Origin of the sequence: Pseudomonas mandelii (assembly GCF_900106065.1) — a bacterium.
Taxonomy (GTDB): Bacteria; Pseudomonadota; Gammaproteobacteria; order Pseudomonadales; family Pseudomonadaceae; genus Aquipseudomonas; species Aquipseudomonas mandelii.
In genome coordinates, this window is the sequence record NZ_LT629796.1 from 6,710,397 (window position 1) to 6,730,440 (window position 20,044).

The window sequence follows — 20,044 nt, forward strand, 5'->3', positions numbered from 1 at the left end:
ACATGGCGGCTTCATCAGAGGTCGCCACTTCGCCATTTTGACGTTTGCGAGCAGCGACCACTCGTGACGCCTACAGATGCATCAGCGGAGCTGGAATCATTTTGGAAACAACAGCGTATACGCCACCCGAAACCCCCAGCCTTGTGCGCCATCTTTCGGACTTTCAGCCCAATACCGTGGGCCCACTTGCAAGCTCATGGGTTGATGACCCACTTTGAACAGCTGGGTCACGAACAGGTTGATTGGCACTGACCATTCGCGGGTTTTCCAGTCGTAGGTGGACTCAGTGTTGATGCCGAAGGTGGTGTAGGTAGGGGTGGTGTAGCTGAAGAACGGTTGCAGGAAGGTCTGGTTGATTTTGTCTTTTTCATCGGGAGGGCTGTGGTCCAGCGACCAAATGTGATTGGCCAGGATACCGCGGGTCCAGCCGTTACTTTGCTTGAGGGCAACCACGGTAGGACCCGCCCCCCACTGCTCACCACTCAACAGCTCATCACTGCCGGTTGGCACCAGGATTACCGGTCCTGCCCCCCAAATCCAGCCGCTCGGTGTCGGGTGTTTGGGTGAAAAAAAGAAGCTCTGGGTCACATCACCGACCCCGGACTTGTCCGCCTGCCCACCCGGTACCAGACCGTGTTGATCGATAACTGGCAGGATGGTTCGGGAAATAAGGTTCCACTCGTCATTGAGGGTAAAGGGCAGCACCGGCTGGATATTGGTGACGCTTTGGTAGCCCTCGCCACTGGGGCCAAGTTTCTGGTTCCAGTTGTACTGAATCGGCACGCTGTACAGCGCAGCAACCGGGTTCAGTGATTGTTTGGCCAGCTCGGCCTGGCTATCGGCAGTTTTGCCGGTATCGGGCCAGATAATTACCAGGGCAATGACAGGCATGAGGTGGACGACTTTGCTCATCAGTAGCTCCTTCTCGATAACGAGAATATGCACTACCACTGCGGTTGTGCCGCCTCGATGCGAAGCGACCCGGAGAGCTTAGTTCAGGTTTTCTCGACTAGTATCAATTCGACTTGAGAAGGCGCGTGGGATGCCTGCTGTTACTCCATGGACATGCGTGCGTGCGCTACGTTAATTCGAAAATGGATAGAGGTTAACCATGCCAACCAAAACCACTGCCCTGCCTGCTTGTACGCTCCTCGCGCTGTGCTGCCAGCAAGCCTGGGCCGGCGGCATCATGCTCTACGAAATCGGCACCGATAACGCTGGCCTGGCCAACGCCGGTGCCGCCGCCCGGGCCCAAGGCCCAGCGACCATCGCCAGTAACCCGGCGGGTATGAGTTACCTGCCGGGCACGCAGATCACCGGCGGCTTGCAAGTGCTGTATGGCGACCTGAGCTTCGATCGCGACGCCGGCAGCAATGTGGCCGGCAGCGGCAGTGGCAATGCCCTCGAACCGATCCCCGGTGGCAGTTTCTTCATCAGCCATGAACTGGATGAACATTGGAGCGTCGGCTTCGGCCAGTACGGCGACTTCGGCTTGGCGGTCAACTACGACAACGATTGGTCCGGCCGCTACTTCGCGCAGAACTCCAGTCTGCTGGGTCTGTCCCTGGTGCCCAGCGTGGCGTATCGCTTCAACGAGCAATGGTCGGTGGGCGTTGGCGTCAAGGCCATGTACGGCATGTTGCAGGCGCAAACCGCCATCGACCGCTCTCCCTTCGGTTTCACCGATCGCGCTGACGGTCAGTACAAGTACAAGGATGGTGCCTGGGGTTATGGCGCCAACGTCGGGGTGATCTATGCCCCGCAATCCGGCACCCGCATTGGCCTGGCCTACACCAGCAAAGTCGACCTGGACTTCGAAGACCGGCTGGATGTGAAAGGCGACGGCCGTTTGCTGGAACGCATCAGCGACACCAACACCAAACTCGACACCACCGTGCCGCAGACCGTGACCCTCAGCCTGTTCCAGCAACTGGACCGGCAATGGGCCTTGCTGGCCTCGGCCAACTGGCAGGACTGGTCGGAATTCGGTGAGATCGGCGTACAGGTCGACACCACGGCGTTTGGCGCGCAGTCGAAATCGGTCGATGCCGGTTTCAAGGACACCTGGCACCTGTCCCTTGGCGCGCAGTACCAGGCCACCGAGCAATGGCTGTGGAATGTCGGCGTGGCCTACGACAGCAGCGCTGTCTCCGATAGCAAACGCAGCGTGATCGTACCTATGGGCGAGTCCTGGCGCATCGCCACAGGCGCCACCTATGCTCTGAACCAAGACACCGACATCAACGTCAGTTGGGCCATGGTCTGGCTCGGCGACATGCCGGTGGACCAGACCAAGTCGATCTCGGGCAACCGAGTCTCCGGTCAGTTCGACGATGCCTGGATTCAAGCCCTGACCGGCAACATGACGTGGCGTTTCTGAAGTTCCGCTATCGAAAAATGATGACTCAATCCATGAATCGCATTTTGAGCCCTAAATTCCTCTGTAGAGGCAGACATGAATATTTGCAATGGGTCGGTTGCTGCCCTTCGCGACAGGCTGTAATCGGTCATAAGCAGTCAGTGGACAGACTGGTTGTAACCTGATTGCCGCGTTGCACAATCGTTGTCGGCCAACCGGACTGGGGGCAGTTGCACCGTTTTACTCGTTATCGGTAATTGCCTGCTTTTTACCGTTGTATTTCATGTGCGCAATCTACGCAGTTAGAACCCGTTGCCGCCCACAGGTGATGCCAGCCGCTCGACAGAAATCGCAATTCGATCCCGAGCAATCTTGTCATTTGCCAAGGCTTAGGGCAGGGTCGATACCACTGACATCTCTGCCAAAGGAGTCACCCCATGTCAAAGGTATATCCCAGTATCGATCCCGAGGGGTTGGTCGAGTACTCAGTGGTCTACACCGACCGCTCGCTCAACCACATGTCGCAGTCATTTCAAGACGTGATGAAGAACATTTCCAGGACCTTGAAACAGGTCTACAACGCCCAGGCTGTTGCGGTGGTTCCGGGCAGCGGCACATTTGGCATGGAAGCGGTGGCGCGCCAGTTTGCCACCGACCAGCAATGCCTGGTGATACGCAACGGCTGGTTCAGTTATCGCTGGAGCCAGATCCTTGAGATGGGCAACATCCCGGCGGCCACCACGGTGCTGAAAGCCCGACCGGTCGAGACTGGTCGCCAGGCGGCCTACGCCCCGCCCCCTCTGGACGAAGTGCTGGCAGCCATTCAGGCGCAGAAGCCGCAGATTGTCTTCGCCCCCCACGTTGAAACCTCATCAGGGATTATCCTGCCCGACGAGTACCTGCGGGCCGTCGGCGACGCCGTGCACGCGGTGGGTGGCCTGTTCGTGCTGGACTGCATCGCCTCAGGCACGCTTTGGGTTGATATGCAGCAATGCGCGGTAGACTTGCTGATCAGTGCACCACAGAAAGGCTGGAGCGCCTCCCCTTGCTGCGCACTGGTGATGCTCAGTTCGTTGGCCCTCGAGCGCATCGAGCAGACGCAAAGCAGCAGCTTCGCCTGCGACCTGAAAAAGTGGCTTCAGATCATGCAGGCCTACGAACAGGGCGGATATGCCTATCATGCGACCATGCCCAGCGATTCCCTCGCGCGATTTAACGAAGTGATGAAAGAGACGCAAGCCTACGGTTTCGACAAGGTCCGCGACGAACAACAGGCCCTGGGCGATCGGGTGCGCGCAATGTTGACCGGCAAAGGCATCAAAAGCGTGGCCGCAGTGGGCTTTCAGGCGCCTGGCGTAGTGGTGAGCTACACCGATGATGCCGACATCAAGAGCGGCAAGAAATTTGCCAACCACGGCCTGCAGATCGCCGCCGGAGTGCCGTTGCAATGCGACGAGCCGGCCGACTTCCAGACCTTCCGCATCGGTCTGTTCGGACTCGAAAAGCTGCACAATATCGAGCGCACGGTCCGCACCCTCGAGCAGGCATTGGACGAGGTGTTGGTTAACTAAGCCCTCATCGTACCCGCAGCAACTGCCGGACTTGTGAATTCCAGGAAGGCATCCTGCCCCGGGCACTGCCGGCCCATGGCGCTAATCTTCGACAAATTTGACGCTAGTCGCCCGGACGTCATATTAGAACCACAAGGGAACGCCCATGCACGCGTCTTACTGACACGTGCACCCTTCAGCGCTCTCAGAAAAGGGTTCCAACGAAGCCTTTCACGGGGTGGATGATTGGCGGCTGTATGACTCGGATTGCCCCATTGCAGACGGTGGCGACGGGCAAAAAACGGCCAAGAGCAGACGCTGCTTGTGTCTTAACCCCAAGTTACATTCACTGATGTGGGCGTACCCTAAAAATGGATCGCGTGCACCCTATGCACGCTCAAACGCGGCACACGCATGACGACCCTGCTTGGGAAGACTCTGTAGGTGCTAACACACCGAATGTGAACGCCACACGTAAGCTCAGCTCACCCTTCCCCGAGAAGCTCGCCTGACCAGCCTCCTTATGTGACGAATTAATTCACGGATATTTACCGATGGAGTAGGTCCTTATACGATGGAGTCCGCATTTATTCCTGCCCATCACGTCTGAGTAAGCTATGGTTATTCGGTGTATGACAAAACGGATTAACAAATTGTGTTTTATAGTCACGCAAAATTTTTCGCAGACAAATAAGCGGCAACTGTCCATAGGTCAGTTATTTCTATATTCACATACAATACCGTTGGGTGCCTGAGCGATGAATAACACTAGCTTTCTGGGTGAAAGCGCTAAGAGCTTCAGTATAGTGATAGTGAATTACAAGACACCAGAAATCACCAAGATATGTTTGGATTTATTGCATCAGCATGTGGGTGGTATCGTTCCAATATGGGTAGTTGACAACTATTCCGCCGATGAGAGTACTGAGTACTTGCGGACTCTTGACTGGATCAACTTAATCGAGCGTACTGTTTCTGAACCAGAGCAGGGCCATATCGCCCATGGTAAAGCACTTGACATGGTGTTGGAGCGGATTGAGTCTGATTATTTACTCCTGATGCACACCGATACATTTATTTTCGATAAAAATGTTTTTCCAATGATGCTAAATAAATGCATGAAAAACCCCAACATTGTAGCCGTCGGTTGTGTAGAGCAACTAAATCGTGGGACCACGAGAACCCTTTGGCGGTTTAGCTCACGATTGTTAAAGCACCATTTCAGACGCCTGAAAATCTCCTTGGGATTACGTTCCAGAGAACCAAAACCGTACAGAGAAGTCTACTTGAAGAGTTTCTGTACATTGTGGAACTGCAAACTTATCAAACAGCACGGCTTGCGTTTCTCGATGGATGATCGTGTGCCCGGCTACACCCTCCAAGACCGCATGACCGAGCTTGGCTATGTCATTGAAATGTTATCGCCGCGTAAAATTTTCAGCTATCTAGATCACATTCAGTCCGGCACTGTCGCAGCGGCTGGTGGCTATGAAAAGACTCATAGACGAACCAAAATGTACAACAACATTCTCAAGCGTCTTAACAAAGACAACAGCCAAAGCTAAGCGTTGAAGGCACGCAGCGAGTAGTGTGTGCGACACGGCTTGAAATTATCCTTGGGTTTTATATTAAGTTATTGGAGCGGTAATGGCCCCCATCACTCAAACACTACCTATCACCCTCTCCCCGGAGCTTGATTTCGACCAGAGCGCCGCCAGCGCTTTGGGTGACTCGCTAGCCAGTAGCTATATCCAGGCTACGCCATTTCCGCATATAGTCATCGATAACTTTTTACAGGAAGACCTGATTGCGAGTATCTGTTCGCACTTCCCAGTCGAGCCAACTAACAACGAAATGCTCTACGAGCGTGGCTATAAAGGTCAGCGCAAACGACAAATCAGTCCCAACGAATGCGCCCCCTATTTGAAGACTGTTTTCAACGCCTTTAACTCGGCCCCCATGTTGCAGTTTCTTGAAAAGCTCACGGGCATCGAAGGTTTGATACCCGACCCCTACTTTACCGGTGGCGGGCTGCATGAAACGAAAAGTGGTGGCTTCCTAGGTGTTCATTCGGACTTCAGACTCAACAAAAAGCTTAATATTGAACGCAGGTTGAATGCCATAATTTATCTGAATGAAGACTGGCAAGAGGAGTACGGCGGCAACCTGGAACTTTGGGATATCGACATGAAGACTTGTCTTAAAAAAGTGCTGCCAATTTATAACCGCTGTGTCATTTTCAACACAGACAAAGACAGTAATCATGGGCACCCCGAGCCTTTAACGACTCCGGAGCACATCACGCGCAGGTCTATAGCGCTTTATTATTACACCGCACAAACCATGGCGGCCGATCCCGCACAAAGAAATAAAACACATTACAAGCCAAGGCCCAAAGATCGTTTAAGCCTCAAGTACTATTTGAACAAACTAATCAAAAAGAGAAACTAAGCTATATCGCTAGAGAGGACGCCTCCCCCCCCCGCCGTTCCGCCGACCAGGCTCAGGCTTGCCGCCTAAAGATGGCTCGGCGAGGGAGACTTCTTCCCGATAATGCTTTCTGCAGCAGCGTGGCACTCGGCATAACTTCCTGGCCCGTCGAATATTTGCGGGGTGTACCAGACTTCGTCTCCTGGTGCGAAGGCCATCACACCCGGCCCCACTTCTTCGACAACGTCAGATATGTCGTGTCCGGTAAGGGTAACCGCCGAGTTTATGCGGTAATACTCGGCCAACCGGATGACAATTGCGATGTGACTTCACTAGAACAACCTTGAACGCTCTGAATAACCAAGATTTCGTAGACTAGACCGACCGACTGCTTTTGGCCGATTGTTGCCTGTCGTGAAGGATGAACCGTTTGTCAGGCATACAAGCCATACCCTGCCGCGATGATCAGCGGAGAAACCAGGAGCGTTGCCCAGAACCCAGATTTTGGAACAGCAATGACGCAAATGATCGAGATCATCAGCACATAGATGCCAACAATCTTAAGTAGCGCAAGATCGCCAACGGCTACGGCGTGGATCGCTGTCTGCCCTGCGAGCATAAAAAGCGGCCCCAGCATGGTAAACCAGAGGGCTGCACGCCGATCTTCGTGCGCCCTGAACTGGTCAACGAAGCCAGCATTTACAGCGGCGGCGAATGCTGCTTTGAACTTGAAAATACCGAATGGAATATGGAGCACACCCAAGGAGAACAGGGTCCATGCGACGATGTTTGACATGTCTTATATGCTCCGTAACGGTAAGGTGGTTTAGAAGTGGTCGCGGCAAATGCGACATTGCTGAGGGAGAAACGCAGCATGGTTGACCGCAAGGACTGCAGCCCTCGAACGAAGCTATCCATTTGCCATCACCGTGTCCACCGTTCACTTTTGGCCGACTGCAGTCAGTCACGAAAAGCCGCAGTCGACCCAAAGCGCGGGATGCGTGTCGAGGCAAATTCGTCGTTATTTTTTGCAGGGGCCTCGCGTCAGGGGGCGATGCGGCCCCGCTCATCCCGCCAGTGCAACGGTTCTTCGAACGGGAAGGAAGAGGGACGAACACACCTGGGCAATAGGCTGGGCAACTTCGTGCAAATCTTTCATAACCGAATACCCTCCGGTTCGGACCTTTGATTCTGATGCAGTCACCTCCCCTCTGTGACGACGGGTTAACCCACCGTCACAGAGGGTGCACTCTTACTCTTTCACCTCAACCTTATCCAACGCCTGATTCACCGCCAATTCCCCCAACATCACCACTTGGGTAATCCCCAACAGCGTCTTGCGATGTGAGTTATCCAATAACGCCGCAAAATTGCTGAGCATAGTAGTGGCCGAGCCAAGTGATTCGCTGGCGTTGGCCAGCAGGGACTCGGTGTCGTATGCCGGGTTGGCGAGGAACATGGGTTCGGGTTCGTGGTTGCTGGCCATGATGTGGGCGCCCGGATTGAGGTAGTGGTCGAGGGCGCGTTCGGCGGCTTCGTGGAGTTTTCTGGAATCGAGGGATTCGTAGGGGGATGCCGGATTGGTGTCCGGTGGGTTGGGTGTTGGTTTGATCATAGATGAAGCTCCCGTCACAAATATAAGGAGCCATCACTCTCGCTACCAAACGAGGGTGGCGGCCATACGTGGGTTGGTAGACCGGTTGCGACAGGAAACCCGGCGCTCACAAAGGAGCCCCACGCATGCCCACCATAAAAGCAGAGTCCGAAAGAAGGGACTGCCTGAGGTGTCGCCATGCGACTGTCACAAGCGGGCTACCAAACCCGATCACTGTTTTTCAGTGACCAGGAAACGATATAGCCCACCCCAAAGCCGCACAAGCCGGCGGATTCTGGCGCACGCGTAGGCAACGACGCAAGGCGTTGTAGCCGTTAGGACGTAACGCCGAGTGTCTTTAAACGCGCGCGCCCAAACATGTTTAAAGCACTCAAAAAACAGCGACGCGTAGCGCTCGCCCAAAAGCGTACACGCAGGCCTGTTTGCGTCAGAAAACAATGAGAGCGATTAAAATGCCGGTTAAATGCCAACGGCGTAGTCAAGGTTCAGTTCGAGCAATGGTTGTGCAGTCCATCACGACACATATTGACTAGGTCAAAACCGGTTAATATGCCCCCGCTTCGTCTACCCTCACAAAGCGCCAAGCAAGTTCAGCTTGCGTCAGGCGCATCGATCATTTTTCAGTTCATTCACCGGAGAGCTTCCATGCTCAAGCGTACCCTGGCATTGGCCGTCGGCCTTACCCTGACATTTGGCAGCCTGTTGGCGCAGGCCGCCGACACCTTGAAAGTCAGCGCGATTCCCGATGAAGCCCCTACTGAACTGCTGCGCAAGTTCAAGCCGCTGGGCGTTTATCTGGAGCAAAAGCTGGGCATGAAGGTTGAGTTCGTTCCGGTGAGCGACTATCCGGCCGTGGTCGAAGCGCTGGCCACCGACCGCATCGACCTGGCCTGGCTGGGCGGCTTCACGTTTGTGCAGGCACGCCTGAAAACCGGTAATGCCATTCCGCTGGTGCAGCGCGAACAGGATGCCCAGTTCACCAGCAAATTCATCACCGCCGACCCGAACGTCAAATCCCTCGCCGACCTGAAAGGCAAAACCTTCGCGTTCGGCTCGGTGTCCTCCACGTCGGGCAGTCTCATGCCGCGCTATTTCATGCTCAAGGATGGCATCAAGCCAGAAACCTACTTCAGCCGCGTCGGCTACTCGGGCGCCCATGACGCCACCGTCGCCTGGGTCCAGGCCGGCAAGGTGGACGCCGGGGTGCTGAACGCCAGCGTGTGGGAAAAACTGGTCGCTGCCGGCAAGGTCGACACCGCCAAAGTCAAAGTGTTTGCGACCACCCCGGCCTACTTCGACTACAACTGGACAGTGCGCGGGACCCTCGACCCGGCGCTGGCGGCGAAGATCAAGGCGGCCTTCCTGGCACTCGATCCGGCTAACCCGAAGGACAAGGAAATTCTCGATTTGCAGGCGGCCAGCCGGTTCATCGAAACCAGCCCTGACAATTACAAAGGCATCGAGGAAGCCGCACGCGCTGCCGACCTGCTGAAATGACCTTGCGTCTGACCCAGGCCAGCCTGACCCATGCCAACGGCGTCAAGGCATTGCGAGAGGTGAACCTGCACATCGGTGCAGGCGAGCAGGTTGCCGTCATCGGCCCGTCCGGCGCTGGCAAGTCGAGCCTGCTCAACTTGCTGGCTACCGCGTTGCGACCGGACAACGGCGAGTTGCAGGTGCTCGGCGAGCGAGCGTGGCAGCTGTCTGCCCGGCAGCGCCAGCGTTTGCGCGCACGCATCGGTCTGATCCATCAATCGCCGCCCCTGCCACCGCGCCAGCGTGTGGTCACCGCGGTGCTGGCCGGAAAGTTGGGTCAGTGGGGCCTGGGCAAGAGCCTGCTGAACCTGATGCATCCTCTGGATATTCCGGGCGCCCGCGCGGCGCTGGCCAGGCTGGACCTGGGCGATAAACTGTTCGCACACTGCCAGCAACTGTCCGGCGGCCAGCTACAGCGCGTGGGCATTGCCCGCGTGTTGTATCAAGCGCCCGAGGTGCTGCTGGCCGATGAGCCGGTTTCTGCCATGGACCCGGTGCTGGCCGAACACACGCTTTCGGTGCTCTGCCGCCACGCCCGGGAGCACAACGTCACCCTGATCGCCAGCCTGCATGCGGTGGAGCTGGCTCTGGCGCACTTTTCGCGGATCATCGGCCTGCGTGACGGGCAGATCCTGTTCGACCTTGCGGCCGGCGACGTCGACCGCGAGCTGCTCGACACGCTCTACGCCAATGAGCAGTTGCACACCTCACCGGTGCCTCCAGTGTCCATGAGTGTGCAGATTCCCCGATGCTGACGTCTGCCTCGCGCGATCCCGCCGCCCTGCCCCGTTTGCTCCTCACCCTGCTGGCGATCGCCCTGTTGTGGCCCGGCATCCACTTCAGCGAATTGGACCTCGGCGTTTTAGTGGCGAGTGACAGTCAGAGCGAGATGGGCCGGTTTGTTTCCGCCTTCTGGCCTCCGGCCCATGACGCCGAGTTCATCGAACTGCTGTTGCAAGCCACTCTGCAGACCCTGGCCATCGCCACGGCCGGCATGGCCCTGGCGTTGCTGTTGGCCGTCCCTGCCAGCCTGCTGGCCAGTCGCGCCCTGTCGCTGTCGGCCGCATCCCGTGCCGGTCACCCAAGCTTCGGCGGCCAACTGCTGCGTTGGCCGGTACGCGGTTTGTTGATCTTCCTGCGCAGCGTGCCGGAAATCGTCTGGGCCCTGCTGTTCGTGCGAGCCGTCGGCCTCGGCCCGACCGCCGGGGTATTGGCTATTGCGATTACCTACAGCGGCATGTTGGGCAAGGTCTACGCAGAAATTTTCGAGTCGGTCGACCAGCGACCGGCCCATGCATTACTGCGTTCAGGCAGCGGTCGACTGGCAGCGTTTTGCTACGGGATTTTGCCCAATGTCGCGGCGGAGCTGCTGTCGTACACGGTGTACCGCTGGGAGTGCGCGATCCGCGCCTCGGTGGTGATGGGCTTTGTCGGTGCCGGCGGTCTGGGTCAGCAAATGGATCTGTCGCTACGCATGTTCGCCGGGGGTGAAGTGGCCAGTTTGTTACTGACGTTCCTCGTCCTGGTGCTGCTCGCCGATCAACTCAGCCGCCTGCTGCGCTGGAGGCTGACATGAATCGCCTGATCAACCTGGTGCTGCTCCTGAGCATTGGCGCCGCGGCAGTCGCCTCGTTCATCTACCTGGGTATCGACCTTGGCGAACTCGGCAGCGCCGGCAATCTGAAGCAGATGGCTGCCTATGTGCAGCGTTTCCTGAGCCCGGACCTGAGCGCGGGTCATCTGCAAGCCATCGGTCACGGCGCGCTGGAAACCATTGCCATGTCCGCCTTGGGCACCCTGCTCGCGGCGGTCTTCGGGCTGCTGTTGGCATTGCCCGCGGCCGGGCGTTTCGGCTGGCCGTTGCAGAGTGCATCGCGCCTGGTCCTCAATGCCTTGCGCGCGGTCCCGGAACTGGTATGGGCGGCGCTGATGGTGCTGGCCGCCGGACTCGGCCCCAATGCAGGCACCCTCGCCTTGGCCCTGCACACCACCGGCGTACTCGGCCGGCTGTTTGCAGAAGCTCTGGAAAACACCCCGCCCGAACCGGCCGATGCCATCCGCCTGGAGGGCGGCAATGCCATCTCGGCGTTCTGTTACGGCACCCTGCCCAACCTGTTGCCGCAGCTGCTGGCTTACATCCTGTACCGCTGGGAAAACAACATTCGCATGGCCAGTGTGCTCGGATTCGTCGGCGCCGGTGGTTTGGGGCAAATGCTGTATGTCAGCCTCAGCCTGTTCCAGGAAGCTCAAGCCAGCACGGTAATCCTGGCCATGTTGCTACTGGTGATCGCCGTCGATTCATTGAGCAGTTGGAGCCGTCAACGCTGGGTCAAGGCTTGACTGCTTTCGCAGAACGCCCTACTCCTCCAAACGCCCTGTACCCTCACGGTCGTGTTCGTAGCGCCTGATGAGCGCAAACGCCGGCAACCAGGACTCGCGACGCACGATCCAGCTTTCGTAGGTTGGCGTCAGTTGATCAGGGGCATCGAGAGACCCCAGGTTCACTTCGATTTCATCGGCGGTGCGTGCGAAAACGGACGATCCACAGCGCGGACAAAAATGCCGACCGGCGTAGTCGCGTGTTTCGCCCTCGATCGTCACCGCCGCCTGAGGGAAGATCGCGCTGGCATTGAAAAGGGCCCCATGATGCTTGCGGCAATCGAGACAGTGGCAAAGGCCGACCCGGTAGGGCCTTCCTGATGCCTCGATTCGAACATTGCCGCACACGCAGCCACCGGTGAATCGGTCCATGTTGCATCTCCTCTGAATCAAACACGACGGGATGGAACAGAAGGTGTCGTAACCGGCACAATCCGCTGCACCGTTTCCCTCCGTGCCTTCCTTGGTGCTAAATAGGCAGCCCAGGTTTCAAGTCCAGACCCTGTCGTGTATTGCCGTGAAACGAGAAATCGATATGAACACCCATTTTCAGACAAGTGATACCCCTGAGCCCAAGACCTGGCAAGAGGCCAACCGCCACCTCCTTCCCCATCAGCCGTCAGTGGTAACAGCATGATCGAAGTCACCGAAGTGTCCATTGCCCGATTGCGAGCGGCGCTGGAGTCTGGCCAGACCACGGCAGTTGAGTTGGTCCAGGCCTACCTTGCCAGGATCGACGCCTACGACGGCCCCGACACGCCAACCGCGCTCAACGCGGTGGTGGTTCGCAACCCCGAGGCGCTCAACGAAGCGCAAGCGTCCGATGCCCGTCGGGCCAAGGGCGAAACGCTCGGCCCGCTGGATGGCATTCCCTACACGGCCAAGGACAGTTATCTGGTGAAAGGCCTCACCGCGGCCTCTGGCAGTCCGGCCTTCAAAAACCTGATTGCCTATCGCGATGCCTTCACCATCGAACGGCTGCGCGCCGCCGGTGCCATCTGCCTGGGCAAGACCAACATGCCGCCGATGGCCAATGGCGGCATGCAGCGCGGGGTCTATGGCCGTGCCGAGAGCCCGTACAACGCTGACTACCTGACGGCGCCTTTCGCATCGGGCTCATCGAACGGCGCCGGGACGGCCACCGCCGCCAGTTTCGCGGCCTTCGGCCTTGCCGAAGAAACCTGGTCGAGCGGGCGCGGTCCGGCCTCGAACAATGGCTTGTGCGCCTATACCCCTTCGCGCGGGGTGATTTCGGTGCGCGGCAACTGGCCGCTGACGCCGACGATGGACGTGGTTGTGCCCTACGCGCGAACCATGGCCGACCTGCTTGAGGTGCTCGACGTGGTGGTGGCGCAAGACCCGGACACACGCGGCGATCTGTGGCGAATGCAACCCTGGGTGCCGATACCGAGCGTCGCGTCGGTGCGCCCCGCGTCCTACGCCGGGCTGGCCGCGACCACCGGTGCGCTCGCTGGAAAACGCTTCGGCGTGCCGCGCATGTACATCAACGCGGACCCTGACGCGGGCACCAGCGAGGCGCCGGGCATCGGTGGCCCGACGGGGCAGAAAATCAATACCCGCCCTAGCGTGATCGATCTTTGGGAAGACGCCCGGCGGGCACTCGAAGCCGCTGGTGCCGAGGTGGTCGAAGTCGACTTCCCGCTGGTATCGAATTGCGAAGGCGATCGTCCGGGCACACCGACCGTGTTCACCCGCGGCCTGGTGTCCAAGGAGTTCCTGCACCATGAGTTGTGGGACCTGTCGGCTTGGGCGTTCGATGATTTTCTGCGGGCCAACGGTGATCCGAAACTGAATCGCCTGGCCGATGTCGACGGGCCGCTGATCTTCCCGCATGACCCAGGCACCCTGCCCAATCGCGAAGACGACCTTGCCGCCGGCATGGACGAATACGTGAAGATGGCCGAGCGTGGCATCACGCCGTGGGATCAGATCACCACGCTGCCGGACGGCCTGCGCGGGCTTGAAGAAACACGTCGAATCGACCTTGAAGACTGGATGGACCGGCTGAAGCTCGATGCGGTGCTGTTCCCGACAGTGGCCGACGTCGGGCCGGCAAATGCCGATGTCGATCCGCAGTCGGCGGACATCGCGTGGAGTAACGGTGTGTGGGTCGCCAACGGCAACCTCGCCATCCGCCACCTCGGTGTGCCGACGGTCACGGTGCCGATGGGCATCATGCCGGACATCGGCATGCCGGTCGGGCTGACCTTTGCCGGTCGTGCCTATGACGACTCAGCGCTGCTGCGCTTCGCTTCAGCGTTTGAGTCGGCCGGCAGCAAACGAATGATCCCGCCTCGGACACCGCCGTTGCAGGGCTGAAATAGCAGCGCGCGGGATTGGGCCAGTGCAGGCTCCAATCCCGCCTTGTCATCAATTCACCCGGACTCCAAAACTCAAACCTTCACTGATCCAAGACAATCTCCAGTCGAACAAGAACCCTGTGGCGAGGGAGCTTGCTCCCGCTGGGTCGCGAAGCGCCCCCAAAAAGGGCCTGCTGCGCAGTCCAACGGGAGCAAGCTCCCTCGCCACAGATACGACGTTGCGTTTAAGTGAACAGCATTACTCGCCACAGGGGGCTTGTTCGGCTGGAGATTATCTTCGGTCTTAGGTGAGCGCCGTTTCACTGATGCACGGCGCCTGCGACGTTTCCATCAGCAGCTGATCCACGACTTGCGACAACGCGGCGTCAACATCCCCTCCCCCACGCAAGGCTCGCGCATACACTCTCCGCTGCCGGTCTGCACTGGTGCCGTCCCGGAGAATCCGGCGGGCCTGGGCGAACACATCCTCCACGCCCATCTTCTGCGCCGTGTCTCCAAGAATCTGTTGCGCCCTGAACAGCCATTGCGCCGCAGAGAACGGTCGATCGTAGCCTTCAACGATGAAGGCTGCGTGGATGCCGGACCGTTTCGCCCGCCAGCGATTTTCCTTGAGGATCCATTGCGACACTTGCGAATAGCTCAATCCCGGGCGAGGTTGGTCAATGGCATGGGCCACCAGCAAGCGAAACAAAGAGGCGATGCACAAGACGTCATCCAGGCGCGGACAGGCATCCGTCATGCGCATCTCCAGCGTTGGGTATTTCGCGGCAGGTCGTAAGCCCCACCAGCAATCGCCCGCCTGCTTGATCGTGCCCGTGCGGATCAGCATGGCGACGTAGGCTTCATAGGCGCTTTGATCTTCGAAGAATTCAGGAATGCCCATCCGCGGCCATTCATCACACGCCGTTTGACGGTAGCTCATGAAGCCGCTGTCGGCGCCGTCCCAAAAAGGTGACGATGTGCTCAGTGCCAACAACAGCGGCAACCACGGCAGGACTTCGTTCATCACTTGAATACGGTCCACGTGCCCTGGCACTTCAACATGCACGTGCAGGCCGGACAGCACGCTGCGCCTTGCCACGTGCTGGTAGTCTTCAAACAGTTGAACAAAATGAGGATGGTCGGTGGCGTGCTGCAAACGCCAATCGCTCAATGGGTGGCTGCCGGCACTGAGCAGTCCCAGACCGTGACGTTCGAGCGTCCCCCGCAACCTTGAGCGCGCAGAAAACAGGTACTGCGCTGCTTGCGCGACGCTGGTGAAGATGGGGGACGCGACCTCGATCTGCCCCTTGAACATTTCATGGGCGAAACAATCGCCGAGCACCCCCTGACACGCTTCAATCGATACGTCGGGAGGATTCTCGGCCATGCGCCGGGTGGCCAGGTCCGTAATGAAGTATTCCTCTTCAATGCCAAACTTCAGGTGCCTGTCCATCGCCTCACCCCTCACCTTGCCCTTGAATCAAGCCTAGCCTAACGCCGTATCGAGAAACATCATGAGCCCGAACCCTAGCATCAGGCCCAGCGTCGCCGGGGTTTCGTGTCCATTGCGGTGTGTCTCGGGAATCACCTCGTGGGAGACGACGAAAATCATCGCGCCCGCCGCCAGGCCCAGGGCAACCGGGTAACCCAGCGCGAAGCCGGTGGAAATGCCCAGTCCCACGACAGCGCCCAATGGCTCCATCAGCCCTGAGCCGACCGCGATCAGCGCCGCCCGCAACGTCGACACACCCGTCACTCGCAGCGCCAGTGCAATGGCCAGTCCTTCGGGGATGTCCTGGATGGCAATCGCGGTGGTCAATGGCAGACCCACCTTCATGTCCCCGTTGGCAAAACTGACGCCGATGGCCATGCCTTCCGGCAAGTTATGTAGCGTGATAGCCAACACGAACAGCCAGACTCGCTTGATGCGCTGTGCGTGCGGGCCCTTGCGACCAATCTTCTGATGCTCATGGGGGACAAAGCGATCCAGCCCGATCATCAGAGCCACGCCCAAACCCAACCCAAGGACCACGACACACGCCGCCAGCAGCTTATTGCCGCAAATGGCCTGCGCCGCCGCGATACCAGGAAGAATGAGAGAGAACGAGCTGGCCGCGAGCATCATGCCCGCGGCGAAACCCAGCATGATGTCCTGAGTCCGTGCGGCAATGTCACGCAAGACCACGGCTAAAACGGCGCCCAGTGCGGTCGCGCCGAAACCCGAGACGCCGCCCAGGAATGCATACCGCAAGTTGACTCGATCCGCCCCGGTCAAGGCGCTGTAGCCGCTGACCAGCAGCAGAGCGGTGACACCCACCAGAGTTGACCAGAACAGAATGCTCAGCCAACTGCCGCTTTTTCCTGGGGCAAACCAGGCGCGCCAGGGGCCTCTTGCAGGCGAAGAATGGTCCGACATCAGGACACCTGTTTTCCGTTGGAGCGCTTACGGGTCGCTTCAGGCGCAGCCATCCGGATCTGTTTTGATATCCGCAAAGCGTCTCGTTCGAACGCCATTGCAGTGGTATTGAACAGCCGATAAAAGTCCTGTGTAGCCTCTGCGGAAAAAGCGTCTGGATTGGAATTCATGGGGTTCACCTCAACTCTCCAGCACCACAAAAAACCGCACGCCGGGTGGCGTGCGGTGACCCTCGTCACGCATCGGGTTTTCCGTAGAGGCCCGCCCCCAAGTCAGCACCCGTGATCGGATCGCTTTCAGGGTCAGACATCGTGCGGACTTTCATGGCCAGCAACAGCTCCTCGTCTTCGGCGCTGAGCTGGACGCTTGCCGTGCCGTCCCCGCCATCGACTGCCGGCTGTGGATCGTCCACGTAATTCCAGTCCTCGCCCTGGTTCCATGGCCCGCGAGTGCTGCCTTCGCCTTGGGACAGGTTGAAATAGACGTTGCTGAATTCCGGCATGCCGGGAAGCTTGCCCTGCGGAAAGTTCGGCTGGATCGCGTGCAGGGCTTTTTCAAAGGAGAGTTGATGGGCGATCTCGCGCGTCATCAGAAACCCCAGCGCCTCTTTCACCCCGGGATCATCCGTGATGTTCATCAAGCGCTCGTAGACGATTTTGGCGCGAGCCTCGGCGGCGATGTTGGAGCGGAAGTCAGCGGTCGGCTCACCGATGGTGTCGACATACGCGGCCGACCACGGCACTCCGGCCGAATTGGTCAGCGGTGCCCCGGCGCCGTACAACAGGCTGGTAATGTGCGAGTCATTGCCCGCTCCATTGATCGCGCGGTACAGCTCGCCTTCTTCGTCCACCCCTTCTGCCAGTTGACCCTTGGCGCCCTTGTTGAGCATCACGATGATCGATCCGACGATCTCCAGGTGACTGAGCTCTTCGGTGGCAATGTCCATTAGCAGATCCTTTCTTCCCGGATCATCCTCGGCCAAAGCCTGGGTGAAGTAGCGGGACGCCGCCGCCAGTTCGCCTTGGGCGCCGCCGAATTGTTCGAGCAAAAGGTTCGCCAACCCCGGGTTGGGTTGGGCGACACGCACGGTGTATTGAAGTCGTTTGTTATGTAGAAACATGACGAATCTCCTCAGGCCTGAAGGGGCGTCGATACCCATCCGGCAAATGACCAAATGCGCCGCCCACAGTTATCTGAAGGTGCCGCGCCTGAGAAAATTTTAAAAAGATTGGCCACTCGCGACAGGCGGCATTGGAGGCGGGTTTTGGCATGCTTTTGTCACCAGTCGTCGGCGATCAATCAATCGATTCAAACTTTTATCGGTCGCCAGATCTCCACCGCTGTCACACCTGTTTTTCATCGTTCGACGGCGCTTGAGAAGCGGAAAAAAACGGGAGGTCTGTGTCAGGCCTCCCGCTGTTTTTTGCAGCCCTTTATGAAGCGCCGGATTATGAGGTGCCCAACCCTCGTGACAGATCGGCTGGTGTATCGGAGGCCGCGTGGTATTCCCCTTGCGGTTTCGTTTCTACGTCCGAGTGATCGGTGGTTTTGGTCACGGTGTCGCGCACAGCCTCGAACCCCTCCCTCGCCTGTTGCTTTACCTTATCGGCCAGGCCGGCGCTGGTTTTGCCCATGTAGCGTTGCTCGGTCGCTGTCGAAGGCAATGCCGCACCCAGCATGGCACCTAACGCGATGCCCGCGGCGGCGACCATCAGGGGTTGCTCCTTCAACAACTGACTGAATTGAGTCCCCAGCACCTGCGAACTGCGGACCAACCGGTCACTGGCATCATGCACGGCATGACTAATGGTGTCGGTAGCAGCACCCAGGTTGTCGCCCATGTGAGCGGCCTTGCCCTTGATGGTCTGATAACCGTCCTTGAGCGTGTCAGCCGTCTGGTGCAAATGGTCACGGGCACTGTCGATGCCATCAGCCAGACCGTCGGCCCACTCGCCGACTTTGTTCTGATCCGGGCCCACGCGATAGCCTGGACGGGGTGACGGCGGGCGATTCTGACTCATCATCAACCACAGCAAACCGACGGATGTCATGACGGCGGGAACCGGATTGTTGCGAACGCTGGTGCCCAGGTTAGTCAGGAATGTCGTGCCGTTGCTTTGCATCATCGTCAGCGCCTGATCGAACATCTGCCCAGGGGTGAACTTGCTTTCCAGCGCATCGACGATGTTGCCGATACTCGCCCGCTGAGCATCGATTTCACGCTCGATGGCTTCAGGGCTTTTTGCCGCTTCGATGTCGAATTCACTGTTCATGAGACTTTCCTCCGCAGCGCTTCCTGGTCTTTGTTCAAGGCATCCAGCGTGCGATCAGGCTTGAAGTGGGACGGCTCGAATTGTTTTTTCCCGGACTGCAGCATGGCGAACCCGACGATCATCACCACCACGCCGACAATCAGCGCCGCCAGCCACGGCGCCATCACGGTGCTGAGGCCATAGACTGCGGACATCAACAGAATGATGAACCCCGCCAACAGGACAATCGCCCCTCCCGCGACCCCGGCGATGCCGGCTTTGAGTGTTGTGAGACTGGCTTGAAGTTCGGCTTTGGCCAGCGCCAGTTCCTTGGTGAACAGCGCGGGCACTTCACGGGATAACTGACGTAACAGACCGACGACCGAAGCGTCATGGTCCGGCGCGTGTACCGGTCTTGAGCCTGGAAAATCTGGATCTTCTCTGTTCATCACAGTGCTCCATTGACGTTTGTCGAACCCGGTGTGGAGGTCGTCGCGAAGTTCGAAGGGTGGTCTTGCTCGCTCGGTGGGGCCGGCGTGTTGTCAGTGCGTGACGCGACGGAGGTTTCATAGGGGCGTTGCGCACCAAAACCGCCTGGCGGAGGCATCGAGTGGCCGGCTGCCGGGTTGTTGGCATCGGTGAAGGTGGCCGCCGGGGAACTGCCGGCCTTCAGGAATCGCGACAGGCCGAAGCCCAGCGCGATGCTGCCGGCAATGAACAGCCCTGGATTGCTGCGGGCCAGCTCGGCCCCGTCATGCAGCAGCTGTTCGGCACTTTTGCCGCGCAAGTTCCCGGCCAGACCACTCATGGATTCCGCCATGTCGGCGAGGTAGTCGGACATGCCGAGGGTGTCCTTGCTTTCGAGTTCGGAGACAACCGATTTCGCGCCCTTGGCCAAAGCCTCGATCTGATCGGCGGCGGTGTCGCGGTATTGCCCGAACTGAGCGTCCGCCTGTTGTCGTGCCCCCTCAAGTGCCTCCGTCACGTCCTCCTTCAAGTGCTCAAAGCCTGGCTCCGGCCCTGGGGAATCGGGCTTGTCTGGCTGACTCCCGGTGGTGCTGTCTGAAGTATTCATGTCATCCCTCGCCTTCTGTCTGTAATCAAGCGTTCCGGGAGTTCGCAGTGAGTGCAGCCTCCCTCACTGCAGATGACGAAGGGGGGTGATGGGGAGTTCCAACGGAGT

20 protein-coding genes and 1 pseudogene are annotated in these 20,044 nt (G+C 58.6%); 9 read left to right on the forward strand and 12 right to left on the reverse strand.

The features are described 5' to 3' along the window. Nucleotides 1–96 precede the first annotated feature (96 nt). Nucleotides 97–891, reverse strand: a complete 795-nt coding sequence (locus tag BLU63_RS31115; protein WP_083377327.1) for a hypothetical protein — start codon at nucleotides 889–891, stop codon at nucleotides 97–99. A gap of 220 nt (nucleotides 892–1,111) precedes the next feature. Here BLU63_RS31115 and BLU63_RS31120 point away from each other — a divergent pair, with 220 nt between their 5' ends. The 4 genes from BLU63_RS31120 to BLU63_RS31135 all read left to right on the forward strand — a co-directional run bounded on the left by BLU63_RS31120 (nucleotide 1,112) and on the right by BLU63_RS31135 (nucleotide 6,360). After that, nucleotides 1,112–2,380, forward strand: coding sequence for an OmpP1/FadL family transporter (locus BLU63_RS31120; RefSeq protein WP_010459098.1), 1,269 nt, complete (start codon nucleotides 1,112–1,114; stop codon nucleotides 2,378–2,380). A gap of 416 nt (nucleotides 2,381–2,796) precedes the next feature. Then, nucleotides 2,797–3,930, forward strand: a complete 1,134-nt coding sequence (locus BLU63_RS31125; protein WP_083377111.1) for an aminotransferase class V-fold PLP-dependent enzyme — start codon at nucleotides 2,797–2,799, stop codon at nucleotides 3,928–3,930. A gap of 737 nt (nucleotides 3,931–4,667) precedes the next feature. After that, nucleotides 4,668–5,474 carry a glycosyltransferase family 2 protein gene (locus tag BLU63_RS31130; RefSeq protein ID WP_083377112.1) on the forward strand — a complete coding sequence of 269 codons (807 nt, stop codon included), beginning with the start codon at nucleotides 4,668–4,670 and terminating at the stop codon, nucleotides 5,472–5,474. Nucleotides 5,475–5,556: 82 nt separating this feature from the next. Next, a complete protein-coding gene (locus BLU63_RS31135) occupies nucleotides 5,557–6,360 on the forward strand; it encodes a 2OG-Fe(II) oxygenase (RefSeq protein ID WP_077748806.1) in 804 nt (267 codons plus the stop codon). Nucleotides 6,361–6,428: 68 nt separating this feature from the next. Here the strand turns inward: BLU63_RS31135 and BLU63_RS31140 are convergent. The 3 genes and pseudogenes from BLU63_RS31140 to BLU63_RS31150 form a co-directional block, all read right to left on the reverse strand. Then, nucleotides 6,429–6,608 (reverse strand): annotated as a pseudogene (locus BLU63_RS31140) (alcohol dehydrogenase catalytic domain-containing protein); the annotation flags it as partial. 164 nt (nucleotides 6,609–6,772) lie between these two features. Further along, nucleotides 6,773–7,135, reverse strand: a complete 363-nt coding sequence (locus tag BLU63_RS31145; RefSeq protein WP_010459092.1) for a DUF6463 family protein — start codon at nucleotides 7,133–7,135, stop codon at nucleotides 6,773–6,775. A 456-nt stretch (nucleotides 7,136–7,591) separates the two neighbouring features. Then, nucleotides 7,592–7,954, reverse strand: coding sequence for a DUF6124 family protein (locus tag BLU63_RS31150; RefSeq protein WP_010459091.1), 363 nt, complete (start codon nucleotides 7,952–7,954; stop codon nucleotides 7,592–7,594). Between the two features lie 645 nt (nucleotides 7,955–8,599). Between BLU63_RS31150 and BLU63_RS31155 the strand changes: the two genes are divergently transcribed. From BLU63_RS31155 to phnE, 4 genes are read left to right on the forward strand one after another with little or no spacing between them, the layout of a single operon-like run. Continuing rightward, complete coding sequence (locus BLU63_RS31155; protein WP_010459090.1) at nucleotides 8,600–9,451, forward strand: putative selenate ABC transporter substrate-binding protein; 852 nt, start codon at nucleotides 8,600–8,602, stop codon at nucleotides 9,449–9,451. Continuing rightward, nucleotides 9,448–10,245, forward strand: coding sequence for a phosphonate ABC transporter ATP-binding protein (locus BLU63_RS31160; protein ID WP_083377113.1), 798 nt, complete (start codon nucleotides 9,448–9,450; stop codon nucleotides 10,243–10,245). Before BLU63_RS31155 ends, BLU63_RS31160 begins: the two co-directional genes overlap by 4 nt. Further along, nucleotides 10,239–11,066, forward strand: coding sequence for a PhnE/PtxC family ABC transporter permease (locus BLU63_RS31165; RefSeq protein ID WP_077748803.1), 828 nt, complete (start codon nucleotides 10,239–10,241; stop codon nucleotides 11,064–11,066). The genes BLU63_RS31160 and BLU63_RS31165 overlap by 7 nt, the downstream gene beginning before the upstream one ends. Next, the gene (gene phnE, locus BLU63_RS31170) at nucleotides 11,063–11,830 is read left to right on the forward strand and encodes a phosphonate ABC transporter, permease protein PhnE (protein ID WP_083377114.1); all 768 of its coding nucleotides are present in this window, start codon (nucleotides 11,063–11,065) and stop codon (nucleotides 11,828–11,830) included. The genes BLU63_RS31165 and phnE overlap by 4 nt, the downstream gene beginning before the upstream one ends. An 18-nt stretch (nucleotides 11,831–11,848) precedes the next feature. Here the strand turns inward: phnE and BLU63_RS31175 are convergent, their stop codons facing one another. Beyond that, nucleotides 11,849–12,241, reverse strand: coding sequence for a GFA family protein (locus tag BLU63_RS31175; RefSeq protein WP_083377115.1), 393 nt, complete (start codon nucleotides 12,239–12,241; stop codon nucleotides 11,849–11,851). A gap of 261 nt (nucleotides 12,242–12,502) precedes the next feature. Between BLU63_RS31175 and BLU63_RS31180 the strand changes: the two genes are divergently transcribed. Beyond that, nucleotides 12,503–14,209 carry an amidase gene (locus tag BLU63_RS31180; protein WP_083377116.1) on the forward strand — a complete coding sequence of 569 codons (1,707 nt, stop codon included), beginning with the start codon at nucleotides 12,503–12,505 and terminating at the stop codon, nucleotides 14,207–14,209. 285 nt (nucleotides 14,210–14,494) lie between these two features. Here the strand turns inward: BLU63_RS31180 and BLU63_RS31185 are convergent, their stop codons facing one another. From BLU63_RS31185 to BLU63_RS31215, 7 genes are all read right to left on the reverse strand, one after another. Further along, entirely contained in the window at nucleotides 14,495–15,646 is a 1,152-nt protein-coding gene (locus tag BLU63_RS31185; RefSeq protein ID WP_083377117.1) for a carboxylate-amine ligase, read from the reverse strand. Nucleotides 15,647–15,679: 33 nt separating this feature from the next. Further along, nucleotides 15,680–16,609, reverse strand: coding sequence for a ZIP family metal transporter (locus BLU63_RS31190; protein WP_083377118.1), 930 nt, complete (start codon nucleotides 16,607–16,609; stop codon nucleotides 15,680–15,682). Further along, complete coding sequence (locus BLU63_RS31195) at nucleotides 16,609–16,779, reverse strand: hypothetical protein (RefSeq protein WP_154504182.1); 171 nt, start codon at nucleotides 16,777–16,779, stop codon at nucleotides 16,609–16,611. The genes BLU63_RS31190 and BLU63_RS31195 overlap by 1 nt, the downstream gene beginning before the upstream one ends. Nucleotides 16,780–16,844: 65 nt before the next feature. Next, complete coding sequence (locus BLU63_RS31200; RefSeq protein WP_083377119.1) at nucleotides 16,845–17,729, reverse strand: manganese catalase family protein; 885 nt, start codon at nucleotides 17,727–17,729, stop codon at nucleotides 16,845–16,847. Between the two features lie 328 nt (nucleotides 17,730–18,057). Then, on the reverse strand, nucleotides 18,058–18,882 hold the full coding sequence (locus BLU63_RS31205) for a DUF3618 domain-containing protein (protein WP_083377120.1): 825 nt from the start codon (nucleotides 18,880–18,882) through the stop codon (nucleotides 18,058–18,060). Further along, nucleotides 18,879–19,310 carry a phage holin family protein gene (locus tag BLU63_RS31210; protein WP_083377121.1) on the reverse strand — a complete coding sequence of 144 codons (432 nt, stop codon included), beginning with the start codon at nucleotides 19,308–19,310 and terminating at the stop codon, nucleotides 18,879–18,881. The genes BLU63_RS31205 and BLU63_RS31210 overlap by 4 nt, the downstream gene beginning before the upstream one ends. After that, nucleotides 19,310–19,936: a hypothetical protein gene (locus BLU63_RS31215; RefSeq protein WP_083377122.1), complete on the reverse strand. Its 627-nt coding sequence runs from the start codon at nucleotides 19,934–19,936 to the stop codon at nucleotides 19,310–19,312. The genes BLU63_RS31210 and BLU63_RS31215 overlap by 1 nt, the downstream gene beginning before the upstream one ends. Nucleotides 19,937–20,044: the final 108 nt, after the last annotated feature.

Coding starts and splice junctions, on each gene's coding strand:
- BLU63_RS31130 (WP_083377112.1), top strand. CDS start 4,668: ATGAATAACACTAGCTTTCTGGGTGAAAGCGCTAAGAGCTTCAGTATA.
- BLU63_RS31200 (WP_083377119.1), bottom strand. CDS start 17,729: ATGTTTCTACATAACAAACGACTTCAATACACCGTGCGTGTCGCCCAA.
- BLU63_RS31115 (WP_083377327.1), bottom strand. CDS start 891: ATGCCTGTCATTGCCCTGGTAATTATCTGGCCCGATACCGGCAAAACT.
- BLU63_RS31175 (WP_083377115.1), bottom strand. CDS start 12,241: ATGGACCGATTCACCGGTGGCTGCGTGTGCGGCAATGTTCGAATCGAG.
- BLU63_RS31135 (WP_077748806.1), top strand. CDS start 5,557: ATGGCCCCCATCACTCAAACACTACCTATCACCCTCTCCCCGGAGCTT.
- BLU63_RS31205 (WP_083377120.1), bottom strand. CDS start 18,882: ATGAACAGTGAATTCGACATCGAAGCGGCAAAAAGCCCTGAAGCCATC.
- BLU63_RS31195 (WP_154504182.1), bottom strand. CDS start 16,779: ATGAATTCCAATCCAGACGCTTTTTCCGCAGAGGCTACACAGGACTTT.
- BLU63_RS31210 (WP_083377121.1), bottom strand. CDS start 19,310: ATGAACAGAGAAGATCCAGATTTTCCAGGCTCAAGACCGGTACACGCG.
- BLU63_RS31160 (WP_083377113.1), top strand. CDS start 9,448: ATGACCTTGCGTCTGACCCAGGCCAGCCTGACCCATGCCAACGGCGTC.
- BLU63_RS31165 (WP_077748803.1), top strand. CDS start 10,239: ATGCTGACGTCTGCCTCGCGCGATCCCGCCGCCCTGCCCCGTTTGCTC.
- phnE (WP_083377114.1), top strand. CDS start 11,063: ATGAATCGCCTGATCAACCTGGTGCTGCTCCTGAGCATTGGCGCCGCG.
- BLU63_RS31180 (WP_083377116.1), top strand. CDS start 12,503: ATGATCGAAGTCACCGAAGTGTCCATTGCCCGATTGCGAGCGGCGCTG.
- BLU63_RS31185 (WP_083377117.1), bottom strand. CDS start 15,646: ATGGACAGGCACCTGAAGTTTGGCATTGAAGAGGAATACTTCATTACG.
- BLU63_RS31125 (WP_083377111.1), top strand. CDS start 2,797: ATGTCAAAGGTATATCCCAGTATCGATCCCGAGGGGTTGGTCGAGTAC.
- BLU63_RS31145 (WP_010459092.1), bottom strand. CDS start 7,135: ATGTCAAACATCGTCGCATGGACCCTGTTCTCCTTGGGTGTGCTCCAT.
- BLU63_RS31150 (WP_010459091.1), bottom strand. CDS start 7,954: ATGATCAAACCAACACCCAACCCACCGGACACCAATCCGGCATCCCCC.
- BLU63_RS31120 (WP_010459098.1), top strand. CDS start 1,112: ATGCCAACCAAAACCACTGCCCTGCCTGCTTGTACGCTCCTCGCGCTG.
- BLU63_RS31215 (WP_083377122.1), bottom strand. CDS start 19,936: ATGAATACTTCAGACAGCACCACCGGGAGTCAGCCAGACAAGCCCGAT.
- BLU63_RS31190 (WP_083377118.1), bottom strand. CDS start 16,609: ATGTCGGACCATTCTTCGCCTGCAAGAGGCCCCTGGCGCGCCTGGTTT.
- BLU63_RS31155 (WP_010459090.1), top strand. CDS start 8,600: ATGCTCAAGCGTACCCTGGCATTGGCCGTCGGCCTTACCCTGACATTT.